Annotated in this window: 2 protein-coding genes; both read left to right on the top strand. The window is 51.5% G+C overall.

The features are described 5' to 3' along the window. Positions 1 to 6 precede the first annotated feature (6 nt). A complete protein-coding gene (locus tag IMCC3135_RS18345) occupies positions 7 to 18,555 on the top strand; it encodes a DUF4347 domain-containing protein (RefSeq protein ID WP_088918927.1) in 18,549 nt (6,182 codons plus the stop codon). Next, complete coding sequence (locus tag IMCC3135_RS18340) at positions 18,548 to 21,571, top strand: bifunctional diguanylate cyclase/phosphodiesterase (protein ID WP_088918926.1); 3,024 nt, start codon at positions 18,548 to 18,550, stop codon at positions 21,569 to 21,571. Before IMCC3135_RS18345 ends, IMCC3135_RS18340 begins: the two co-directional genes overlap by 8 nt. Positions 21,572 to 21,583 lie beyond the last annotated feature (12 nt).

The following is a 21,583-nucleotide window of genomic DNA, read 5'->3' as shown; positions in this document are numbered from 1 at the left end:
ATTCCCATGTTTCGTAGACCCAAACAGTCCAAACAGCACTCGTTTCCGGATTTTCATCTAGAGACCCTGGAGACGCGAATACTGTTCTCGGCGGATGCGGCATTGAACGCATTGGATTTTGTGCCCGAGCCTGCGGCCGAATTGGTTTTATTCCAAAAGACTGAGAGTGGTGAGCTCTTGGTTGACGTTCAGGCTCAAGTGGCAGGGTTACAGAGCAAAGAGTTGGTGATCCTGGATTCGGACTTACCTGATCTGGACACGTTGCTGGATGATCTGTTGCGCTCAGGGCAGGGAAGTACGCAGGTTCTGGTATTGGATTCAAGTACAGATGCATTGAGTCAGATCACTGAGATTCTGGCAGAACAGCGTGGGTTGACTGCCATACATGTGATATCACACGGTAGCAGTGGTGTGCTGGAACTGGGCGGTCAACGCATCCAGACACTGGATCTATTGTCTCGGGCAGAGGATGTAGCGAGTTGGCGTAGTGCCTTGGTTCCTGAGGCGGACATTCTGCTTTACGGCTGTGAAGTTGCGGCAGACGGGGCTGGACGGCAGTTCGTAGACACGATAGCCCGTTTGACCGGAGCTGATGTGGGCGCCTCCAGCGATCTCACAGGCTCTACGGACAAGGGTGGCGACTGGCAGCTTGAGTATCAGCGAGGCAATGTCGAGAGTCAGCTAGCGGTGAGTGCAGAGCTGCAAGCCAGCTTTAGCGAAACACTCATGACCAGGACAGTTACGCAGCTTATCGACAGCTATATTGGCACTAATGACATTGGCACGTCTGTGGGTGCTGAAGCCGTCAGTGAACCCGAAGCTGTCGCATTTACGGACCGAACCGACACTTTGGTTGAGGCAAGCCTGATCTCGCGCAGTCGTGTGCAAAATGATGCGAGCGCTGAGGAAACACAGGCTTCTACGATTCGGCAAACCATTGATGTCCGTGAGCTGGTGTTCGTGGACACCGATACCGTCAACTATCAGCAACTGGTGGATGACCTGATCAATCAGGGGGACAGCGGACGGCAGTTCGAAGTCTTTGTTCTTGATAACTCCCGTGATGGCATCGAGCAGATTAGTGAAGTGCTGGCAAAGCATGACTCGCTGGATGCGGTACACATCATATCGCACGGGTTTGACGGTGCCCTCGACATAGGTTCAACCCGATTGGATTCGACTCTTTTGAGTGACAGATCCGACGAGTTTGCTGCTTGGGGCGATGCCTTTGATGTTGACGGTGATTTGCTGATATACGGTTGTGATCTTGCCTCAACGATTCAAGGGCAGAACTTTGTTGATAGTCTGGCACGTATAACAGGTACCGATGTGGCGGCATCGATTGACCTGACGGGACACGCCACATTGGGCGGAGACTGGGATCTTGAATACCGCAGCGGAGAGGTCGAGCACGCTGTCGCAGCTAGTGCCGAAATACAAGATGACTGGTCAGGACTATTGGCGCCGGTTGATTTGACCACAACGTCAACAACCGAAGGTGGTCTGAGTATTAACCAGGACGGGGGGAATGATGTCTATCTGATAGCCGACAACGCCGCTTTCTGGACGGGCGATCGTCTCACGGCCGAGGTCCAGGTGTCCGGACTGCAGAGCTCCAGTACGGCATCCGTGCTGTTTTCCAACGCCCATGCGTCGGGTGCGGGGGATTTCAGAGTGAGCTCCGGCGGGATACTCGCTTTTGCGGGAGTAACCGGTTCCGTTGCACAAATGCAGCTCTTTGACGGTGGCGATCACACGATAGCCTTCAGTTGGAATGGAACCTCCGGTGTCATCAAGTACTACGTCGACGGAGTACACGTTGACTCTGCTACGGGGGCGAGTGGCACATTGGCCAATGGTGAATTTATTATCGGACAGGATCAAGACATCCTGGGTGGTGCCTTCGATTCAGGCGAAACACTGGTTGGCCAGCTTCGAGATGTTCGCTTTTTCAATGTTGTGCGCACTGATAGCCAAATGGCTTCCAGCTATAAAAGCACGCTTCCCTTTAACGAAACTGACATGGTTGCCAATTGGCGATTTGATGACCTCTCCGTTGATGGGGTTGTCACAGAGGTTGTCAGTGGGAATAATCTGACGGTGCAGCATGTGGTGCAAAGTGGTTTTACCGCTAGTGAAGCCAGGTTAACGTTTTCAGCGGATGAAAGCGCACTTGATGGGACCGTTGTTGGTTCAGTAGCGGGGGTCGATGCGGCGCGTGATGCTCAAATCGCTTCCTTGTTGGCTGCAGATTCCGATTTACGCTATAGCGCGGAAACGGGCAAGTTCTACAAAGTAGTGGCGGGATCATTCGACTGGAATACTGCGAAATCCAACGCCGAGTCCACTACGCTCAGTTCTGCCAATGGACAATTGGCTACGATTCGTTCCGCATACGAAAACGCGTTCGTTCGCGAAATTGCGAATGCCTCGTTTGGTGCGGGCAGCGTTTTTCTTGGCGGTACCGATGCTGCTGTCGAGGGTGAATGGCGATGGGTTGAAGGCGGAGATGAGGCTGACAAGTTCTGGGACGGTGGCATTGATGGCTTTTCAGCGGGGCAGTATTCCAACTGGCTTACATCCTCACAACCCAATAACAGTGGTGACGAAGACGCAATTCGGCTCGACTCGGCTGATGGGATCTGGTATGACTCCCCTACCACAGGGTCTCTTCATAATTATGTCATCGAATGGAATGCCGACGACGTTCTGGATGATACTAATCCGTTGGTCTATTCGATTAATAGTCAAACGGTTGCTGGAGCCTTCACTGTCAACGTCGACAATGGCCAGATTACCGTTGCGGATGGTTCTTTGTTGGACTACGAGAGCAATGCAACGCAGACGCTGAACGTTCGTGTCACCAGCGGAGATGGGAACACTCATGATGAGGCCTTCGCGATTTATTTGCTCGACTTTGTCGAATCAAGCAACGCACCGAGTGATCTGTCCAACGGTATCGAGCTGAATACCGATGGCGGTAATGATGCCTACCTAAAGGCAAGTGACGGCAGTGCGCTTCTCGGCGGGCTAACCGCGTTTACATTGGAAACATCATTCAGCCTTGAGGATCATGACAACGAACCCGCCCTTTTTTCCTACTACGTCAGCTCGGACGAAATCCGTTTGCGTTTTGATGCAGGGGATCATCTGCGCCTGAAAATAAACAACACCAACGTAACAACCAGCAACATCTACTCTGAACTGTTTGATGGGGAGAGGCACCATGTTGCGGTGAGTTGGGACAATACCAACGGTGACGTGACGTTTTATATCGATGGTAAGTTTGCCGAACGCATCACAGGGTTGGAAGTTGGGCATACCATCGCTACGGGCGGCGATCTAGCGATAGGAAATGATCAAGACGGTTCGGATTCGGGCTATAAAGTTGAACAAACTCTGTTTGGAACTCTGTATGACATTCGCGTTTGGGACGAAGTGCGAAGCGTTGAAGAAATCGCGCTGAATCAGCAGCACAAATTTGACGGCGCTGCCTTGCCCAGTGGATTGATAGCCAATTGGCAGATGGATGGATTTGATGGGTCAGCAGAAGTTGTAGATATCGTTAGTGGCAATAACTTGGGTGTCAGCCATGCTAGTGGTACTGGGTTTATTGCCAGCACACCTGTCGAAGACTTGCATATTGCGGAGACCGCAATCGACGGAGCCATTGCCGGTTTCGCCGTGCCGGGTTATCCGGATATCAATAACGATGTCGTACGTGATGGGCTCTTTCTTGATGCCGCTTATCCCGGCACATACCAGATCTATACGGCACCGTCGACTTTCGGAAGTTGGGTTGTAGAGTCCGGAGAAGTTGAACTACTGGGCAGTGTTTTTGCCGAATCGCCATTGGGGGGACGCAGCGTTGATCTGAACGAAACCAGCCCTGGTAGCATCAGTCAATCATTGACGGTGGAAGCAGGCCGACAATATCAAGTGATCTTTGCTCTGACAGGTAATCACACCGGCGGTGAAGCAACCAAAGATGTCCGAGTATCCGTCGACGGACAAAGCGAAGATTTTTCTCACGCAGATAGCTCAGAGTGGTCGACGTCCAATCCGCGTTGGGATCAACGTTCGTTCACCTTCACAGCTGATGACACAACGGCAATACTGCGCTTCCAGTCACTGGATTCCGGCGTACAAGGCGCTATTGTCGCCGACGTTCAAGTTATAGAGATTTCGCAGGATATATCGACGATCCTGAACAATGATCAGACTTTGTCCTACGACGCGGGGACTGGCAAGTTCTATCGGTTCATTGATTCGCCCTCCAACTTTGCTACGGCATCCTCTGCAGCAATCGGCAGTGATATCAATGGAATATCGGGGCAACTCGTCACTATCGGCTCGGCGTATGAGAACGAATTGATTCGTCAGAACGTTTTTGATAGCGGAAATGAAATCTGGCTCGGTGCTGAAGACGATAATATTGATGGTGATTGGAATTGGTTCCATGGTAGCGAAGTAGGTGAACAATTCTGGACAGGTGGTGATGCTGGTAGTGCTATTGATGGTAACTATGCCTCGGGTATGTCTCTATCTGCACTCGCCGGAGAAACTCGTATACGCTTGGTCAGTAATGGCAATTGGGCCGATCATGGTGCTAATAATGACCATGCCTACGTTATAGAGTGGGACGCCAGAGAGGTGCTTTCAAGTTTCGCCTTTAGTCTGGCTGATGCGTCCAATAATTTTGACATCGACAGTAGCACAGGCAAGATTACGGTTGCGGCGACCAATACGCTGGATTACGAATCAAATACTTCGCATGATATCGATGTAACGGTAGTTGATGCCTCTGGCCAGAGTTATGTGGAGGCGATGAGAATTACGGTTGATAATCAGCTGGATGCCAACCAGAGCGTTCCCGGAGCGCAGATCGTCAACGAAGACGAGATTCTGATTTTTACCGGAGCCAACCAGGTGAGCGTCTCCGATTCGACGGGGGGGACCAATACTCTCATGCAGGTCGCGCTGTCGGTAAACGATGGTGTGTTGACTCTTGACGGTCTGGTTGGAATCACGATTGTCGAAGGTGGACAAGGTAGCAGTTCGATTACATTCAACGGTACCGAGTCGGATATTAACGCAGCACTGGACGGAATGACGTTCACACCCGATGCTGACTTCAACGGCAACGTGACGTTGGACATGTCGACAGCATTGGCTGCTGATCTGGAGGTTTACTACACGTTTACTGGTGGCAACGCGGATGACCAAAGCGCCGGTACGGTTCACAACGGAACCTTGGTTGGTGGCGTAACAACCATTGTTGATGGCACGCGCGTAGAGGTGCTCAATCTTGATGGAGTGGACGACCATGTATCAATCGTCGATACTTTCAATGATCCTGCCAACGTGACACTCTCAGCCTGGGTGAATCTGTCTTCTGCAGATGCAGATGGTGCGGAAATCATCAGTTTGGGTGACAGCCTGGTTCTGCGCGCCGATGATACGACCGTTGGCGGGCTCACAGGATTCTACTATGACGGAAGTGACTGGATCGACGTAATTACTACTGATACTGTTACCCTTGCAGGCACTGGCTGGAATCATGTGGCGTATGTATTTGACGATGCAAACAATACGCATGCCTTGTACTTGAATGGGACGTTGATCGAATCGTCGGTAGCAAGCGGATCGATATCCTATACCTTGGGTACTGATTCATATATTGGCGCCCATGCCAATGGTAATTCACTCTATGATTTTAATGGTTTGATCGACGATGCTCGCGTTTATTCACGCGCACTATCGATAGACGAAATCGCGGCGCTTGCCTCTGATCAGGCCGAAGTCAGCGATAGTGTCGCTATTACGGTTGATGCGGTCAACGATGCGGCCACTATCGAGAATGGATTTGGCAACTTTATAGGGGAATTTGATGGTTCCACCTCTACGTCGGTGATTGGCAAACAGACCCTGGCATCGGATAATCTGATTGCTGTTGACCCGAGCCAGACTTACGATGTTTCGGTAACGGCCTTCTCTGGTGACGGTGTCGGTGGAAACCATGATCCAGCTACAACTCAATATCTCGGGTTTTTCAGTTACGATACTGATGGCGAAAGAATTCATGCGCAGCATGTTGGAAAAGTTGCTTCAGCAGTTGATACGACTCTAGCGGTCGATCTGGTCGCTGGAGCAACAGAAATCGTACTGAGTGATGCAAATGGCTGGTACGAGGGGAACGCTGGTAGTAACCGATCATTTGCATGGTATGGATATACGAACAGCCTTGGCGAGACTTATGCGGATTACACCTATACTCGAAATGTCAGGCTTAATCTTTGGGATGAGAACGCGATCGATGGGAATATCATTACCCTGAGAAATGAGTGGACGGGTCCTACTATTCTGGCTGGAGATGCGGTCCGCAATATGTCTCCCATTGGTGGCACTTACCAATACCCATTGTTATCATTAACACCTGTTTCCGAAACACCTACCGAATTTTCGACAACCCTGGGTGGGGCGTTCGATTCGGGATCTACCAGTCAAACCCTGTTTCGTCAGGGAACTGTTTATATTTCTCCTTTAGCATTAGCGAACTTCACCAACGGGGATAACAACCAGTTAAACCTCAGTGATTTTACGATCAACTCGTCAGTGGGTGCCACGGTCTTTACGGAAGATGAAGGTCCAGTCGCCATTATTGATGAAGAGTTTTCGCTGACAGATCCCGATGACACCTATGCTGAAGGTTTGACCGTGACACTGTCGGGTGGTAAAGCTGGCGATATATTCAGGGTCGATGAAACGACCATCAACGGTCTGGGAATCTCGGTTAGTGGTGTTCCTGCAGATGCCTTGACAGGTGACGGTACAATCACGCTGACGTTGTCCAGCAACGTTGAAGATTCGGTGGCATTTCAGGACTATGAAAATGCGCTGCGGGCGATCACATTTGAAAACATCAGTGATGATCCCGATACGAGCAGTCGTACAATTTCGTTTGTTGTCGATGATGGGACTGATGAATCGACTGTGGATACGCTTGTCATGCAAGTTAAGGCTGTTGACGATGCACCGGTTGTTTCCGTGGTCGCAAGTTCGCCGATCTGGACGGAAAACGCAAGCCCGGTGGGACTGTTCAGCAGTACATCGATTGACCCTGTTGAAGCCGGCGAATTGGTATCATCATTAGTCTTTACAGTTGACGGTATTGCGGATGGAGCGAAAGAATCGCTGATCATTGATGGCGAGTCGATCGAGCTGACTGATGACTTTACGGCAGTTACGAATACGTTGGGATACGATGTTGCGGTGACTGTTTCAGGTTCCACTGCAACAGTGAGTATCTCGGATGAGTCTGGCATCTCGGCTTCTGCAGCTGAAATACTCGTCGACAACCTCCTTTATGACAATACCAGTGAAGCTCCCAGCGGAACTACAAGAACAGTAACGTTGGTATCGGTTTCGGATTCCGATCTTGATGGTGTCAATGACACCACTAATGTCGGCGTGGCTTCTTCGGTTGTTGTCACAGGGGTCAATGATGCTCCCGTTCTCGATAACACCGGACATTTGGTACTCGATACCATTACCGAAGATGAAACAAGCAACATCGGAAATCTTGTTTCAGAAATAATTGCCAGCGACGGTGGCGATCGTATTACTGATGCCGACACAGCTGCGCTCGAAGGTATCGGGGTAATGGGTGTCACCAACAGCAACGGTAAATGGCAGTTCAATACAGGCTCTGGTTGGACGGATGTCGGGATTGTTTCAACAAGCAGTTCACTTCTACTTCGTGCCAGTGATTCTTTGCGATTTGTACCTGATGGATTGGATTCAGACGTTGCACATGTGACCTTTTCCGCTTGGGATCAGACCTCTGGTACCGTCGGTAGCAAGGTAGATGCATCCTCCTTTGGCGGTAGTAGCGCCTTTAGCGCGGAAGTGGAAATTGCGAGCATTACTGTCTCTGCAGTCGCAGACTCGCCAGTGGCAACGGGCAATACAGTTGTAGTCAATGAAGATACGCCCTTGATCATTGGGCCTGATGATTTCAAGTTTAGTGATGCTGAGGATGATGACCTGGCCTCCGTGACGATCACAGGTCTGAATTTGAATGGCGGTACTCTCACTCACAGCGCGGGCGGCGTGACAGTGAATAACGGTATGACCGTTACAGCAGCCGAACTTGCAGATTTGACCTTCATCTCAGCGTTCAATGACTCGACAGATTCGTACTTTACCTACACGGTAAACGATGCGGGTACTGGCGTAACTTCCGCTGTTATGAATATCACTGTCAATGCGCTAAACGACGCCCCTGTTCTCACTAGCACAGGTGGCAGCACTGGCTATACGGAAAATGCGAATCCCACCTTTGTGGATGCTGGGTTGACTATCTCAGATGTTGACGTAGGTGATTTTGATGGTGGTTCGCTGACTGTGACGATCTCGGTTAACGGCACTGTGAATGATCAATTGACTATTGTGTCAGGTGGCAATATCAGTGTGTCAGGCAAGGAGCTCTATCAAAGTGGTGTACTGGTGGGTACCTTCAGTGGAGGCAAGGGGACATCTCCATTGCTGGTAGCGTTCAATGTGAATAGTACTGCTTCGATCGTACAGGAAGTGGGGCGACAAATAGTCTATTTCAATACCTCGGATGACCCTGTAATAGCGCCGCGTACGATTGACTTTGTCGCTACTGATGGTGATGGCGGTACTGGCAATACGACTCAGAAAACCCTTAGCGTCACAGCAGTAGCTGATGCACCAATCGCCGTCGATGATCGTGCCAGTTTGACGTTTGATGGTGTGGATGATTACATCAACGTTGGAAGTGATGCTTCACTGGAAATTACCGGTTCAACCTTGACGCTTGAGGCATGGGTCAAGCCTGCAGCCTACAACGCCGGTAATGGTTCTATAGTGTTGAATCGTGAAGGTGAATATGAAATTGGAATCAGCGATACGGGCGCATTGCGTTGGGCATTTACCAATACTAACCCAGGTTGGGCATGGCATGAGACGGGTTTTTTGGTGCCGCTCGATAACTGGTCACATCTAGCCGTTTCCAATGACAACGGTATTGTCAGCACATTCGTCAACGGCACCTTGGTCGATTTCTACGAAGGCTCAGGTTCCTTGGGCGATGCACATGCCGACAAGGATGAATTCCATATAGGTGGGCGAATGAACGGTGCAGCCGGTCAGTATTTCAATGGTCAAATTGCTGATGTTCGCCTGTGGGATATTGCACGCAGCGAAGCTGATATTCTGGCCAGCCTGAATCAGGAGCTGCCGGCGCAGGCCGGTCTGATAGGAAACTGGGAACTGAATGAGGGTTCGGGTTCAACCGCAGCAGACTCAGCTGGCAGTAACGACGGCGCTTTAACAGATGGCGCCGCTACAGGTGCACCGCTATGGAACGCTTATGGCACTGATCAAGATTCAACACTCAATATCGATGCAATCAACAACGACACCGACGGCGAGAATGACACCCTGACAATCGATCAGATAGACGGTAACGCGGCAGCTGTTGGTATACCGGTTGTATTATCTTCAGGTGCCGAAGTCACTTTGATGGCAGACGGTAGCGTAGACTATGATCCCGCCGGTGCATTCGATTCTTTAAACGACACCCAAACGGCGTCAGACAGCTTTGTCTATCGAATCAGCGATGGCAACGGCGGAACCGACACAGCGACAGTTCATCTTTCAATCACGGGATTAAACGATATACCTGTAGCAACAGGTAACACGGTTACGGCGGATGAAGATGTACCCTTGGTCATTGGTGTCGCAGACTTCAATTTCAATGATGCTGAGAACGATTTGCTCGTTTCGGTGACAATCACGGATCTGACTCTCAATGGCGGCACACTGACCCACAGTGCGGGTGCAGTGACTGTGACCAATGGCATGACAGTGACTGCTGCACAGCTTGCAGATCTGACCTTTATCTCGGCATTCAACGATTCGACGAATTCCAGTTTCACTTATACGGTGAATGACGGTGGTTCTGGTATCACCTCCGCGGTGATGGATATTATCGTGAATGCCGTCAACGATGCGCCGATGTTCGTTAACCCCGAACTCATTGATAATGGAACGTTTGATACCAACTTGAGTGGCTGGACAACCTCCGTAGACGTGCAAGTTGCACTTGGAGAGCTGCGTTTCGGCAGTGGCGATAAGGTAGGTCCACACACGATTTCTCAAAGCATTGATACTATCATCGGAAGCACCTATGAGTTGTCATTTGATTATCGTGACGGTAGCTCTTACAAGAACCAATCGTTGCAGGTGAGTGTTGATGGATCCAGTAATCTGTTGACCACATCGCAGATCCTCACTGATATCGCTGGCACAACATTCGTACGCTATACCTATAGCTTCACCGCTGATTCGAACTCAGCCATAATCACCTTCACGGACACGTCGGATACAGCCAATGTATCGGACGATACAGTCGGCGTTGACAATTTTCTGGATAATGTATCTATCCGAAATATCCCGGGTAACATGAGTGAAGCGACCTTTGTAGAGGGTGGTTCGGCGGTTGTACTGGATTCAGACAACACACTGTTCGACAAGGAACTTTCTAACGGTGTTGATACCTTTGAAAATACAACATTGTCGTTGTATCGAACTTTGAGCAGTAACGGGCAAGATGTATTTAGTGGCACGGGATTGCTGGGTGCTCTGACCGAGGGTGGCGGTCTTGTCTACAACAGTGTGACCGTTGGTACAGTCACAAACAATAGCGCTGGCACATTGTTACTGACATTCAATGCCGCAGCTGATAACGACGACGTCAACAATGTGATTCGGGCCATCGCCTACAGCAACAGTGGTGAGGCACCGTCAGCGAGCGTGCAAATCGACTGGATATTCAACGACAATAATAATGCGGGTGCTCAGGGAAGTGGCGGCGATTTACTTGCCGCTGCTAGCACGATAGTCACTATCACGGCCGTTAATGACGCACCTGTTGCATCCACCATTGAAGCGATGCCGCTGGCCTATACCGAAAATCAGGGTCCTGTCGGGATCACCTCGACTTTGGCGATCAGTGATATTGATGATACGAACCTTGAATCTGCTGTCGTACAGATAACGGCTAACCATGTCGTTAGCGAAGATATTCTGACATTCCTCAATCAAAACGGCATTAGCGGTAGTTGGAATGCGGCGGCAGGTGAGTTGTCATTGACGGGGCAGGCGACGGTTGTGCAATATGAAGCGGCGTTGCGCAGCATCACCTATTCAAACAGCAGTGAGAGTCCAAACACCTTGACTCGAACCGTCAGCTTTACGGTCAATGATGGCAATGCTAACAGCAACACGCAATCTCGTGATATTGCCATCACATCAGTTAACGATGCTCCTACGGGTGTAGTGACTATCGATAACACGAGTCCTGATGAAGGTGATGTACTCACTGCCAGTAACACACTGGCTGATAATGATGGGCTGGGTACGATCAGTTATCAGTGGCAGCGTGATGGGGTGGATGTTGTAGGTGCCGCGGGCAATACTTACACTACTGTACAGGCTGATGTCGACACCGCTATTCGGGTAGTGGCCAGCTATACCGATGGTGATGGTACGGCAGAAACGGTTTCTAGTACGTCAACGGCGGCGGTCGAAAATCTTAATGATGCCCCCACAGGCACGGTAACGATTGATAACACAACCCCTGATCAAGGTGATGTATTAACCGCATCCAATAATCTGGCGGATGAAGATGGCCTGGGTACCATTAGTTATCAGTGGCAACGCGACGGCGTAAACATCTTGGGTGCCGTAAAAACGACATACACTACAATTCAGGCTGATGTGGGCTCAGCTTTTCAGGTGGTGGCCAGCTATACCGATGCTCAAGGTACGCCAGAATCAGTCACTAGCACGGCAACGGCGCCGGTCGGGAATGTGAATGACTCCCCCACAGGCACGGTAACGATTGATAACACAACGCCTGATCAAGGTGATGTATTAACCGCATCCAATAATCTGGCGGATGAAGATGGCCTGGGCACGATTACTTATCAGTGGCAGCGAGATGGTTTGAATATCTCGGGTGCCACGAATACCACTTACACTACGATTCAGGCTGATGTGGGCACTGCGATCCAGGTGGTAGCTAGCTATACCGATGCTCAAGGTACGTCAGAATCAGTCGCTAGCACGGCAACGGCGGCGGTCGGAAATGTGAATGATGCCCCAACGGGCACGGTAACGATTGATAACACAACGCCTGATGAAGGTGATGTGTTGACGGCATCCAATACGCTGGCTGACGAGGATGGCTTGGGTACCATCACTTATCAGTGGCAGCGCGATGGTGTGAATATCTCGGGTGCCACGAATACCACTTACACAACGATTCAGACCGATGTGGGTTCAACGGTCCAAGTGGTAGCCAGTTATACCGATGGTCAGGGCACGTCAGAATCAGTCACTAGCACGGCGACGGTGGCGATCGGGAATGTGAATGATGTCCCCACGGGCACGGTAACGATTGATAGTACAACGCCTAATGAGGGCGATATCTTGACTGCATCCAATACCCTGGCGGATGAAGATGGTCTGGGCACGATTACTTATCAGTGGCAGCGAGATGGTGTGAATATCTCGGGTGCCACGAATACCACTTACACTACGATTCAGGCTGATGTGGGCACTGCGATCCAGGTGGTAGCTAGCTATACCGATGCTCAAGGTACGTCAGAATCAGTCGCTAGCACGGCGACGGCGGCGGTCGGGAATGTGAATGATTCCCCCACAGGCACGGTAACGATTGATAACACAACGCCTGATGATGGTGATGTGTTGACGGCATCCAATACGCTGGCGGATGAAGATGGCTTGGGCGCCATCACGTATCAATGGCAGCGAGATGGTGTGAATATCTCGGGTGCCACGAATACCACTTACACAACGATTCAGACCGATGTGGGTTCAACGGTCCAAGTGGTAGCCAGTTATACCGATGGTCAGGGCACGTCAGAATCAGTCACTAGCACGGCAACGGCGGCGGTCGGAAATGTGAATGATGCCCCAACGGGCACGGTAACTATTGATAACACAGCGCCTGATGAAGGCGAAGTCTTGACGGCATCCAATACGCTGGCTGACGAGGATGGCTTGGGTACCATCACTTATCAGTGGCAGCGAGATGGTGTGAATATCTCGGGTGCCACGAATACCACTTACACTACGATTCAGGCTGATGTGGGCACTGTGATCCAGGCGGTAGCTAGCTATACCGATTCTCAAGGCACGCCAGAATCAGTCACTAGCACGGCGACGGCGGCGGTCGGGAATGTGAATGATTCCCCCACAGGCACGGTAACGATTGATAACACAATGCCTGATCAAGGTGATGTCTTGACTGCATCGAATACCCTAGCGGATGAAGATGGCTTGGGCACCATCAGTTACCAGTGGCAGCGCGATGGTGTAGATATCTCGGGTGCCACGAATACCACTTACACAACGATTCAGACCGATGTGGGTTCAACGGTCCAAGTGGTAGCCAGTTATACCGATGGTCAGGGCACGTCAGAATCAGTCACTAGCACGGCGACGGTGGCGGTCGGGAATGTGAATGATATCCCCACGGGCACGGTAACGATTGATAGTACAACGCCTAATGAGGGCGATATCTTGACTGCATCCAATACCCTGGCGGATGAAGATGGTCTGGGCACGATTACTTATCAGTGGCAGCGAGATGGTGTGAATATCTCGGGTGCCACGAATACCACTTACACTACGATTCATGCTGATGTGGGCACTGCGATCCAGGCGGTAGCTAGCTATACCGATTCTCAAGGCACGCCAGAATCAGTCACTAGCACGGCGACGGCGGCGGTCGGGAATGTGAATGATTCCCCCACTGGCGCGGTAACGATTGATAATACAATTCCTGATCAAGGTGATGTATTAACCGCATCCAATACCCTGGCGGATGAAGATGGTCTGGGCACTGTCAGTTATCAGTGGCAGCGTGATGGTGTGGATATCTCTAGCGCGACGAACACGTCTTACACTACCGTACAAGCTGATGTCGGGGCAGTGATCCGGGTAGTGGCTAGCTATACCGATGATCAAGGTACGCCAGAATCGGTATCTAGTTCGGCCACTGCGGCGGTCGGAAATGTGAATGATGTCCCCACGGGCACGGTAACGATTGATAGTACAACGCCTAATGAGGGCGATATCTTGACTGCATCCAACACGCTGGCGGATGAAGATGGTCTGGGCACTGTCAGTTATCAGTGGCAGCGCGATGGTTTGGATATCTCGGGTGCCACGAATACGATCTACACCACTGTACAAACAGACGTAGGCTCCGTAGTCCGGGTAGTGGCCAGCTATACCGATAATCAAGGTACGCCAGAATCGGTATCTAGTTCGGCCACTGCGGCGGTCGGAAATGTGAATGATGCCCCAACGGGCACGGTAACGATTGATAACACAGCGCCTGATGAAGGCGATGTCTTGACTGCATCCAATACCCTGGCGGATGAAGATGGCATGGGCGCCATCACGTATCAATGGCAGCGCGATGGTGTAGATATCTCTAGTGCGACGAACATGTCTTACACTACCGTACAAGCAGATGTCGGAGTAGTGATCCGGGTAGTGGCCAGCTATACCGATAATCAAGGTATGACAGAATCGGTTTCTAGCACGGCAACGGCGCCGGTCGGGAATGTGAATGATTCCCCCACGGGCACGGTAACGATTGATAACGCAATGCCTGGTCAAGGTGATGTCTTGACTGCATCCAACACGCTGGCGGATGAAGATGGACTGGAGGCGATTACATATCAGTGGCAGCGTGATGGTGTGAATATCACAGGTGCCACGAATACGACCTACACAATGATTCAGGCCGATGTGGGCACTGCGATCCAGGTGGTAGCTAGCTATACCGATAGTCAAGGCACGTCAGAATCACTCACTAGCACGGCCACAGCGGCAGTCGGAAATGTGAATGATGCCCCAACGGGTGCCGTGACCATCGATAATACGGCTCCCGATCAAGGTGATGCATTAACGGCATCCAACACGCTGGCGGATGAAGATGGTCTGGGCACTGTCAGTTATCAGTGGCAGCGCGATGGTTTGGATATCTCGGGTGCCACGAATACGATCTACACCACTGTACAAACAGACGTAGGCTCCGTAGTCCGGGTAGTGGCCAGCTATACCGACAATCAAGGTACGGCAGAATCGGTTTCTAGCGCGGCTACGGCAGCGGTTGGAAATGTGAATGATGCCCCTACGGGCGCGGTAACGATTGATAACACAACGCCTGATGAAAATGATGTATTAACCGCATCCAATAACCTGGCGGATGAAGATGGCCTGGGTATCATTAGTTACCAATGGCAGCGAGATGGTGTGAATATCACTGGTGCCATGAATACGACCTACACTACGATTCAGGCTGATGTGGGCACTGCGATCCAGGTGGTAGCTAGCTATACCGATTCTCAAGGCACGCCAGAATCAGTCACTAGCACGGCAACGGCGGCGGTCGGGAATGTTAATGATTCCCCCACTGGCACGGTAACGATTGATAACACAGCGCCTGATGAAGGCGATGTCTTGACTGCATCCAATACCCTGGCGGATGAAGATGGCTTGGGCGCCATCACGTATCAATGGCAGCGCGATGGTGTAGATATCTCTAGCGCGACGAACACGTCTTACACTACCGTACAAGCAGATGTCGGAGTAGTGATCCGGGTAGTGGCCAGCTATACCGATAATCAAGGTATGACAGAATCGGTTTCTAGTGCGGCTACGGCAGCGGTCGGAAATGTGAATGATGCCCCAACGGGCACGGTAACAATTGATAACACAGCGCCTGATGAGGGTGATGTGTTGACGGCGTCTAATACGCTGGCTGACGAGGATGGCTTGGGTACCATCACTTATCAGTGGCAGCGCGATAGTGTAGATATCTTGGGAGCTACGAATACCACTTACACTACCGTACAAGCAGATGTCGGGGCAGTGATCCGGGTAGTGGCCAGCTATACCGATGATCAAGGTACGGCAGAATCGGTTTCTAGCGCGGCTACGGCAGCGGTTGGAAATGTGAATGATGCCCCCACGGGCACGGTAAAAATCGATAATACGGCTCCCGATCAAGGTGATGTATTGACCGCATCCAACACGCTGGCTGACCAGGATGGACTGGGTACGATCAGCTACCAGTGGCAGCGCGGTGGTGTGGATATCACGGGTGCTACGAACATGACCTACATCACCGTACAAACAGATGTCGGTGCAGAGATTCAAGTCGTGGCCAGCTATACTGATTCTCAAGGCACGCCAGAATCAGTCACTAGCACGGCAACGGCGGCGGTCGGGAATGTGAATGATTCCCCCACTGGCGCGGTAACGATTGATAACACAGCGCCTGATGAAGGTGATGTCTTGACTGCATCCAATACCCTAGCGGATGAAGATGGCTTGGGCGCCATCACGTATCAATGGCAGCGCGATGGTGTAGATATCTCTAGTGCGACGAACATGTCTTACACTACCGTACAAGCAGATGTCGGAGTAGTGATCCGGGTAGTGGCCAGCTATACCGATAATCAAGGTATGACAGAATCAGTCACTAGCACGGCGACGGTGGCGGTCGGGAATGTGAATGATGTCCCCACGGGCACGGTAACGATTGATAGTACAACGCCTAATGAGGGCGATATCTTGACTGCATCCAATACCCTGGCGGATGAAGATGGTCTGGGCACGATTACTTATCAGTGGCAGCGAGATGGAGTGAATATCTCGGGTGCCACGAATACCACTTACACTACGATTCAGGCTGATGTGGGCACTGCGATCCAGGTGGTAGCTAGCTATACCGATTCTCAAGGCACGCCAGAATCAGTCGCTAGCACGGCCACAGCGGCGGTCGGAAACGTGAATGATGCTCCGACGGGTGCCGTGACCATCGATAACACGGCTCCCGATCAAGGCGATGTATTAACGGCATCCAACACGCTGGCTGACGAGGATGGCCTCGGTCCGATCAGCTATCAGTGGCAACGCGATGGTGTGGATATCATTGGTGCCACGAGTGCGACATACACCACCATCGAGACTGATGTGGGTTCGACACTCCGGGTGGTGGCCAGCTATAACGACGCCCAAGGTACGCCAGAATCCGTAAGCAGTGCAACCACAGCCAATATTGCGAATGTCAACGATGCACCCGTCATTATCAGTGACGGAGGTGGTGCAACGGCCAGTGTCTCTGTGGATGAAAATCAAACGTCAGTCACGACTGTCATGGCGTCGGATGAAGATGCTGGCGCAACGCAAAGCTACAGTCTGAGTGGTGGGTTGGACCAGGCCGCATTTACCATCGATGCTGGCACGGGCGTGTTGACGTTCAATGTTGCCCCAGATTATGAGATAAAAAATACGTTCGAGGTGAAGGTAACTGTCACTGATAATGACGGCTTGACGATGGATCAATTTCTGACGATTAACGTGCAAGATGTGAACGAAATACCAACGGCTCAGACTGACACGCTGGAAGCCATCGATAATCGCGTATTGACTATTGATCCGCTAAAGTCGTTATTGTCGAATGATACTGATCCTGAACAGGGTGTTTTGACGTTAGTGAGCTTTAGCCAGCCTCGGCATGGCACCCTCACGCTGACTACTTCGGGAATGATGGAGTACGAGCCTGATGACCACTTTGTCGGATTGGATAGCTTTGACTACGAGGTGATGGATTCTGGCGGCAATGTAGTCAGCGCCCGGGTTTTTCTTGATGTCAAAGCATCGAACGATGAGATTCTCGGTCTTGGCAGCCCGACGCTGGGCGCAGCGCAGCCGGTCACTAACGAAGTTCAAGAAGCTCTGGATGCAAACCTTGAAAACGTAGCTTCAATTCAGTTGGGAGCTGTTCCCTCGGTGTTCACGCCACTGATCAGTCAGGAGACAACTGACGATGTAGCTCTCAGGTACGGTGAACCCGTTGTGGCGAGTGCGAGTAATGTCTCGAACGCTTATACTACAAAGGATGCGTTGAGTGACTCAGAATTCATACTTGTCACAGAGCAGATGGGGGGCTCTGTACAGCATCTGCCATCGACAACGGCACGCCTCGGTGCATCAACCATTAGTGCCTTGCTGCAGACAGTGCTTGATCATAAAGTGAGTGACATGGATGCAGTCTTCGAGCTTAATCAGAACGAGCAATATCGCTCTATTGAGCTTATTGATGCCATCTTCGCACTGCGTAATCAGATCGATCAGATGGTTGAGAAATCGAGTAACTCCAATCCCTTGGTGACTCTATCGCCGACCGTTGTTGGCGCCTCTTTAACCGCTGGTGTTGTGACCTGGATACTGCGCTCTGGGCTGTTGATTTCCACTACCCTGACGGCGGCCCCTCTGTGGCGCCCCCTGGATACAGTCGCTATTCTGACGCGGTCGGATGATGAAGAACCCTGGTTTGAAGCCGATGTAAGAGATGAGTCAGCTCATCACGTGACGGCGGCAAACGATCCCGATAACCAGGATAGGAAAAATGGCTAAACAACAGCCTGCCCGGCGCTGGTACAAAACATATATAGCACCGTTCACGCGCCCTCTGATTCTGGGTAGCAGTCTGGTCATGCTTAGCCTGAGCGTACTATTTCTGGCAGACTTGCTGGGCTTGAGAACCGATACTGGAGAGATCTCAAGAGAATCACGAAAAGTGGTTGTCGAAGCCCTGGCGGTGCAACTCTCAACCCTGGCCAGTAACGGCGATTTGAGTGATATACAAAACACAGTATCGCGTTTCGTATTGAGAAACGGAGATATTCATGCGGCAGCACTTGTGCGAGACACAGGTGTAATACTGGCAGAGTTCGGGGATACGACGCAGTTAGATACCCGCGAGTCAGAATCCACAGCGACACAGTTGCTCGTGCCGATCTACGATGAGAGTCGCTTATGGGGTGAGGTGCGGGTGGTGTTTGCACCGATGGCCAATCGTTTGAGTGAAATGCTCTGGTTAGGGTTTGTTGCCCTGTGCTCGCTGGTGGCCTTTACCGCCTTTTTAAGTCGAGCTCTGGTGCAGCTGGATCCGGGCAAAGCGGTACCTGGGCGGGTAGATTCTGCGATGAATCTGTTCAGTGCCGGAGTTATTGTTCTGGATGCAAAGCTGCGCATTGTAATGGCTAACCAGTCGGCAGCAGGCATTGCGGATTGCACAGCAAGCGAGCTCACCGGTCGCTCACTCGACGATTGGCCGTGGCAAAAGGAGGCAGGATGGCAGGCGCCCTGGACGACGACATTGCACAGTGGTCTGGCGATCTCGGATGAGTCACTGAAACTGGTGCGCAAGGGAAAAGAGGAGCGCTTGTTTCAGGTTAGTTGTGCCTTCGTCGGAGATGGCGACGATGGGCGAAAAGGGGTTCTGGTGACGTTGGACGATATGACGAAGGTGGAGCGTCAGAATCGTGAGTTGAAGGCCTCATTAGTCAAGGAGCGCCAATCGCAGGAACTGATTGCCGAGAAGAATCGAGAGTTGAAAATCCTGGCGACCACGGATCCGTTAACGGGCATTGCCAACCGGCGTACATTGATGGAGGAACTGGACGCGCGCATGAACCATGCGCTGCTGGAGGGTACAGCGCTATCGTGCATCATGACCGATATCGATCATTTCAAACAGGTGAATGATAACTATGGACATGCGGTGGGCGATGATGTCATCCGAGCCACCGCAGAAGTCTTGCAAGGATTGTGTCGGGATGGAGATATCCTGGGCCGTTACGGCGGTGAGGAATTTGTCATTGTTCTGCCGGGCCTAGATGCAGCAGCGGCCGCGCAGGTCGCAGAGCGTGCCCGTATTGCCGTTATAGCGCTGGCCTATGGAGATCGACTGGCTGTTGAAAAACTGTCGTCAAGTTTTGGTGTATCTGATCTGTCATGCGGAGCCACTGATGGCTCTAGTCTGGTTGATGCCGCGGATCAGGGTTTATATCGTGCCAAGGAAGGTGGGCGTAATCAAGTGGTGATCCACGCGCCATCGGCATCAGGTACGGTCAAGCCTGTTGCCGAGTCAGCCGGCGAGTCAGTCATTGAATCAGTCGGTAACGAGGAGCTAGTTCGTGAAAAACCTCTTGACGACGTCCTGATGGCATCTGTCTCGGATCACTTGCAAGCCCGCGTGCTGGAACTGGAAGGCTTGGTACAACAGCGCGATCATGAGCTGAGCGTGGTCAGTGAATTTGATGCCTTGACGGGCATGCCACTACGGACGATATTTCTGCAACGGATGGAGACAGAGCAGATACGAGCCAAAAGAGATGACACGCTGGTCGGCGTCATCTCGTTTGCATTAAGGGATCTGGATCGCCTGGTGTCCACGTTTGGCTACGTGTTGTGTGATGAACTGGTTATGGATGTCGTGGATCGACTCCAGAATGGACTGCGATCCACGGATCTTGTCTCGATGTTGTCGGCAGAACACTCGCTCTCCCGGATAACGTCCAACGAATACGCAGTGCTGCTGTCATCACTGAACGATACGACCAGTGCCATGATAGTGGTGACACGTCTGAAACGTTTGTTCTCAGAGCCCTTTGTACTGGGTGAGGAAAAAGTCTACATTGGGGCCAATATTGGTATCGCCATTTCTTCACGAAGCGATCAAGAGGCAACCAGCTTGTTTGCCGAGGCCAGTGAGGCGCGCAAGCTGGCTTCGATTAGGTCGGACAAGATCTCGCACGTATTTGCATCTAATTCCTTGCATGTCGCTTCAGACGACTACATCAGACTGGAGTCTGATCTGCATGAAGCACTGGAGAACAATGCGATCGAGACCTGGTTCCAGCCCAAGTTTGATCTGGCTAAGCGTCAGGTGACGGGCATGGAGGCGCTGATACGATGGAAGCACGAAACACGCGGATTTGTATCGCCGCAACTGTTTGTGGCCGTCGCTGAAGCGAATGGTCTGATTGACAAATTATCAAAACGAGTGCTCAAGGCGACGCTTCAACAGATTGTTGTTTGGCGATCGATGGGGTTTGATGATCTACGCGTCTCGATCAATATCTCGCCCATGCAGCTGAAAGCCGAAACTCTGGTAGAGGAGACGTTGATGGCGTTGAGAGAGGCGGGTGTTGAAGGTCGGCAGCTAGAGATCGAATTGACAGAAACCTCGGTGCTGGATAATCCGGAACAGGCTCGACATGCTTTGGCCAGGTTGCAAGAGGCCGGTGTGGGTATATCGATCGATGATTTTGGGACGGGCTATACGTCACTGTCGCTATTGGCTGATCTGCCGTTGGATGTAGTGAAAATAGATCGATTGTTCATCAACGCGGTAGAGACAAGTGCCCGTTCACGGGCGTTGGTGGGTTCGGTGATCAATATGGCGCATGCGTTGAATCTACGGGTGGTCGGAGAAGGTGTGGAGACGAATGCCCAGTTGGAGATCATGAGTCAATTGGGATGTGATGAGGTGCAGGGCTACTTGATCAGCCGACCGCAATCGGCAGACAAGATAACCGCGTTTCTGGTCAATCAAAGAATCAGTAACCAGGCGCGTCGCGCGTGAAGGTTTGTTAGA

Source organism: Granulosicoccus antarcticus IMCC3135 (assembly GCF_002215215.1).
Taxonomy (GTDB): domain Bacteria; phylum Pseudomonadota; class Gammaproteobacteria; order Granulosicoccales; family Granulosicoccaceae; genus Granulosicoccus; species Granulosicoccus antarcticus.
This window is presented reverse-complemented; position numbering and strand designations above follow the sequence as displayed.

Excerpts from the sequence above, each read along its gene's own strand:
- IMCC3135_RS18340 (WP_088918926.1), top strand. The coding sequence starts at position 18,548 with ATGGCTAAACAACAGCCTGCCCGGCGCTGGTACAAAACATATATAGCA.
- IMCC3135_RS18345 (WP_088918927.1), top strand. The coding sequence starts at position 7 with ATGTTTCGTAGACCCAAACAGTCCAAACAGCACTCGTTTCCGGATTTT.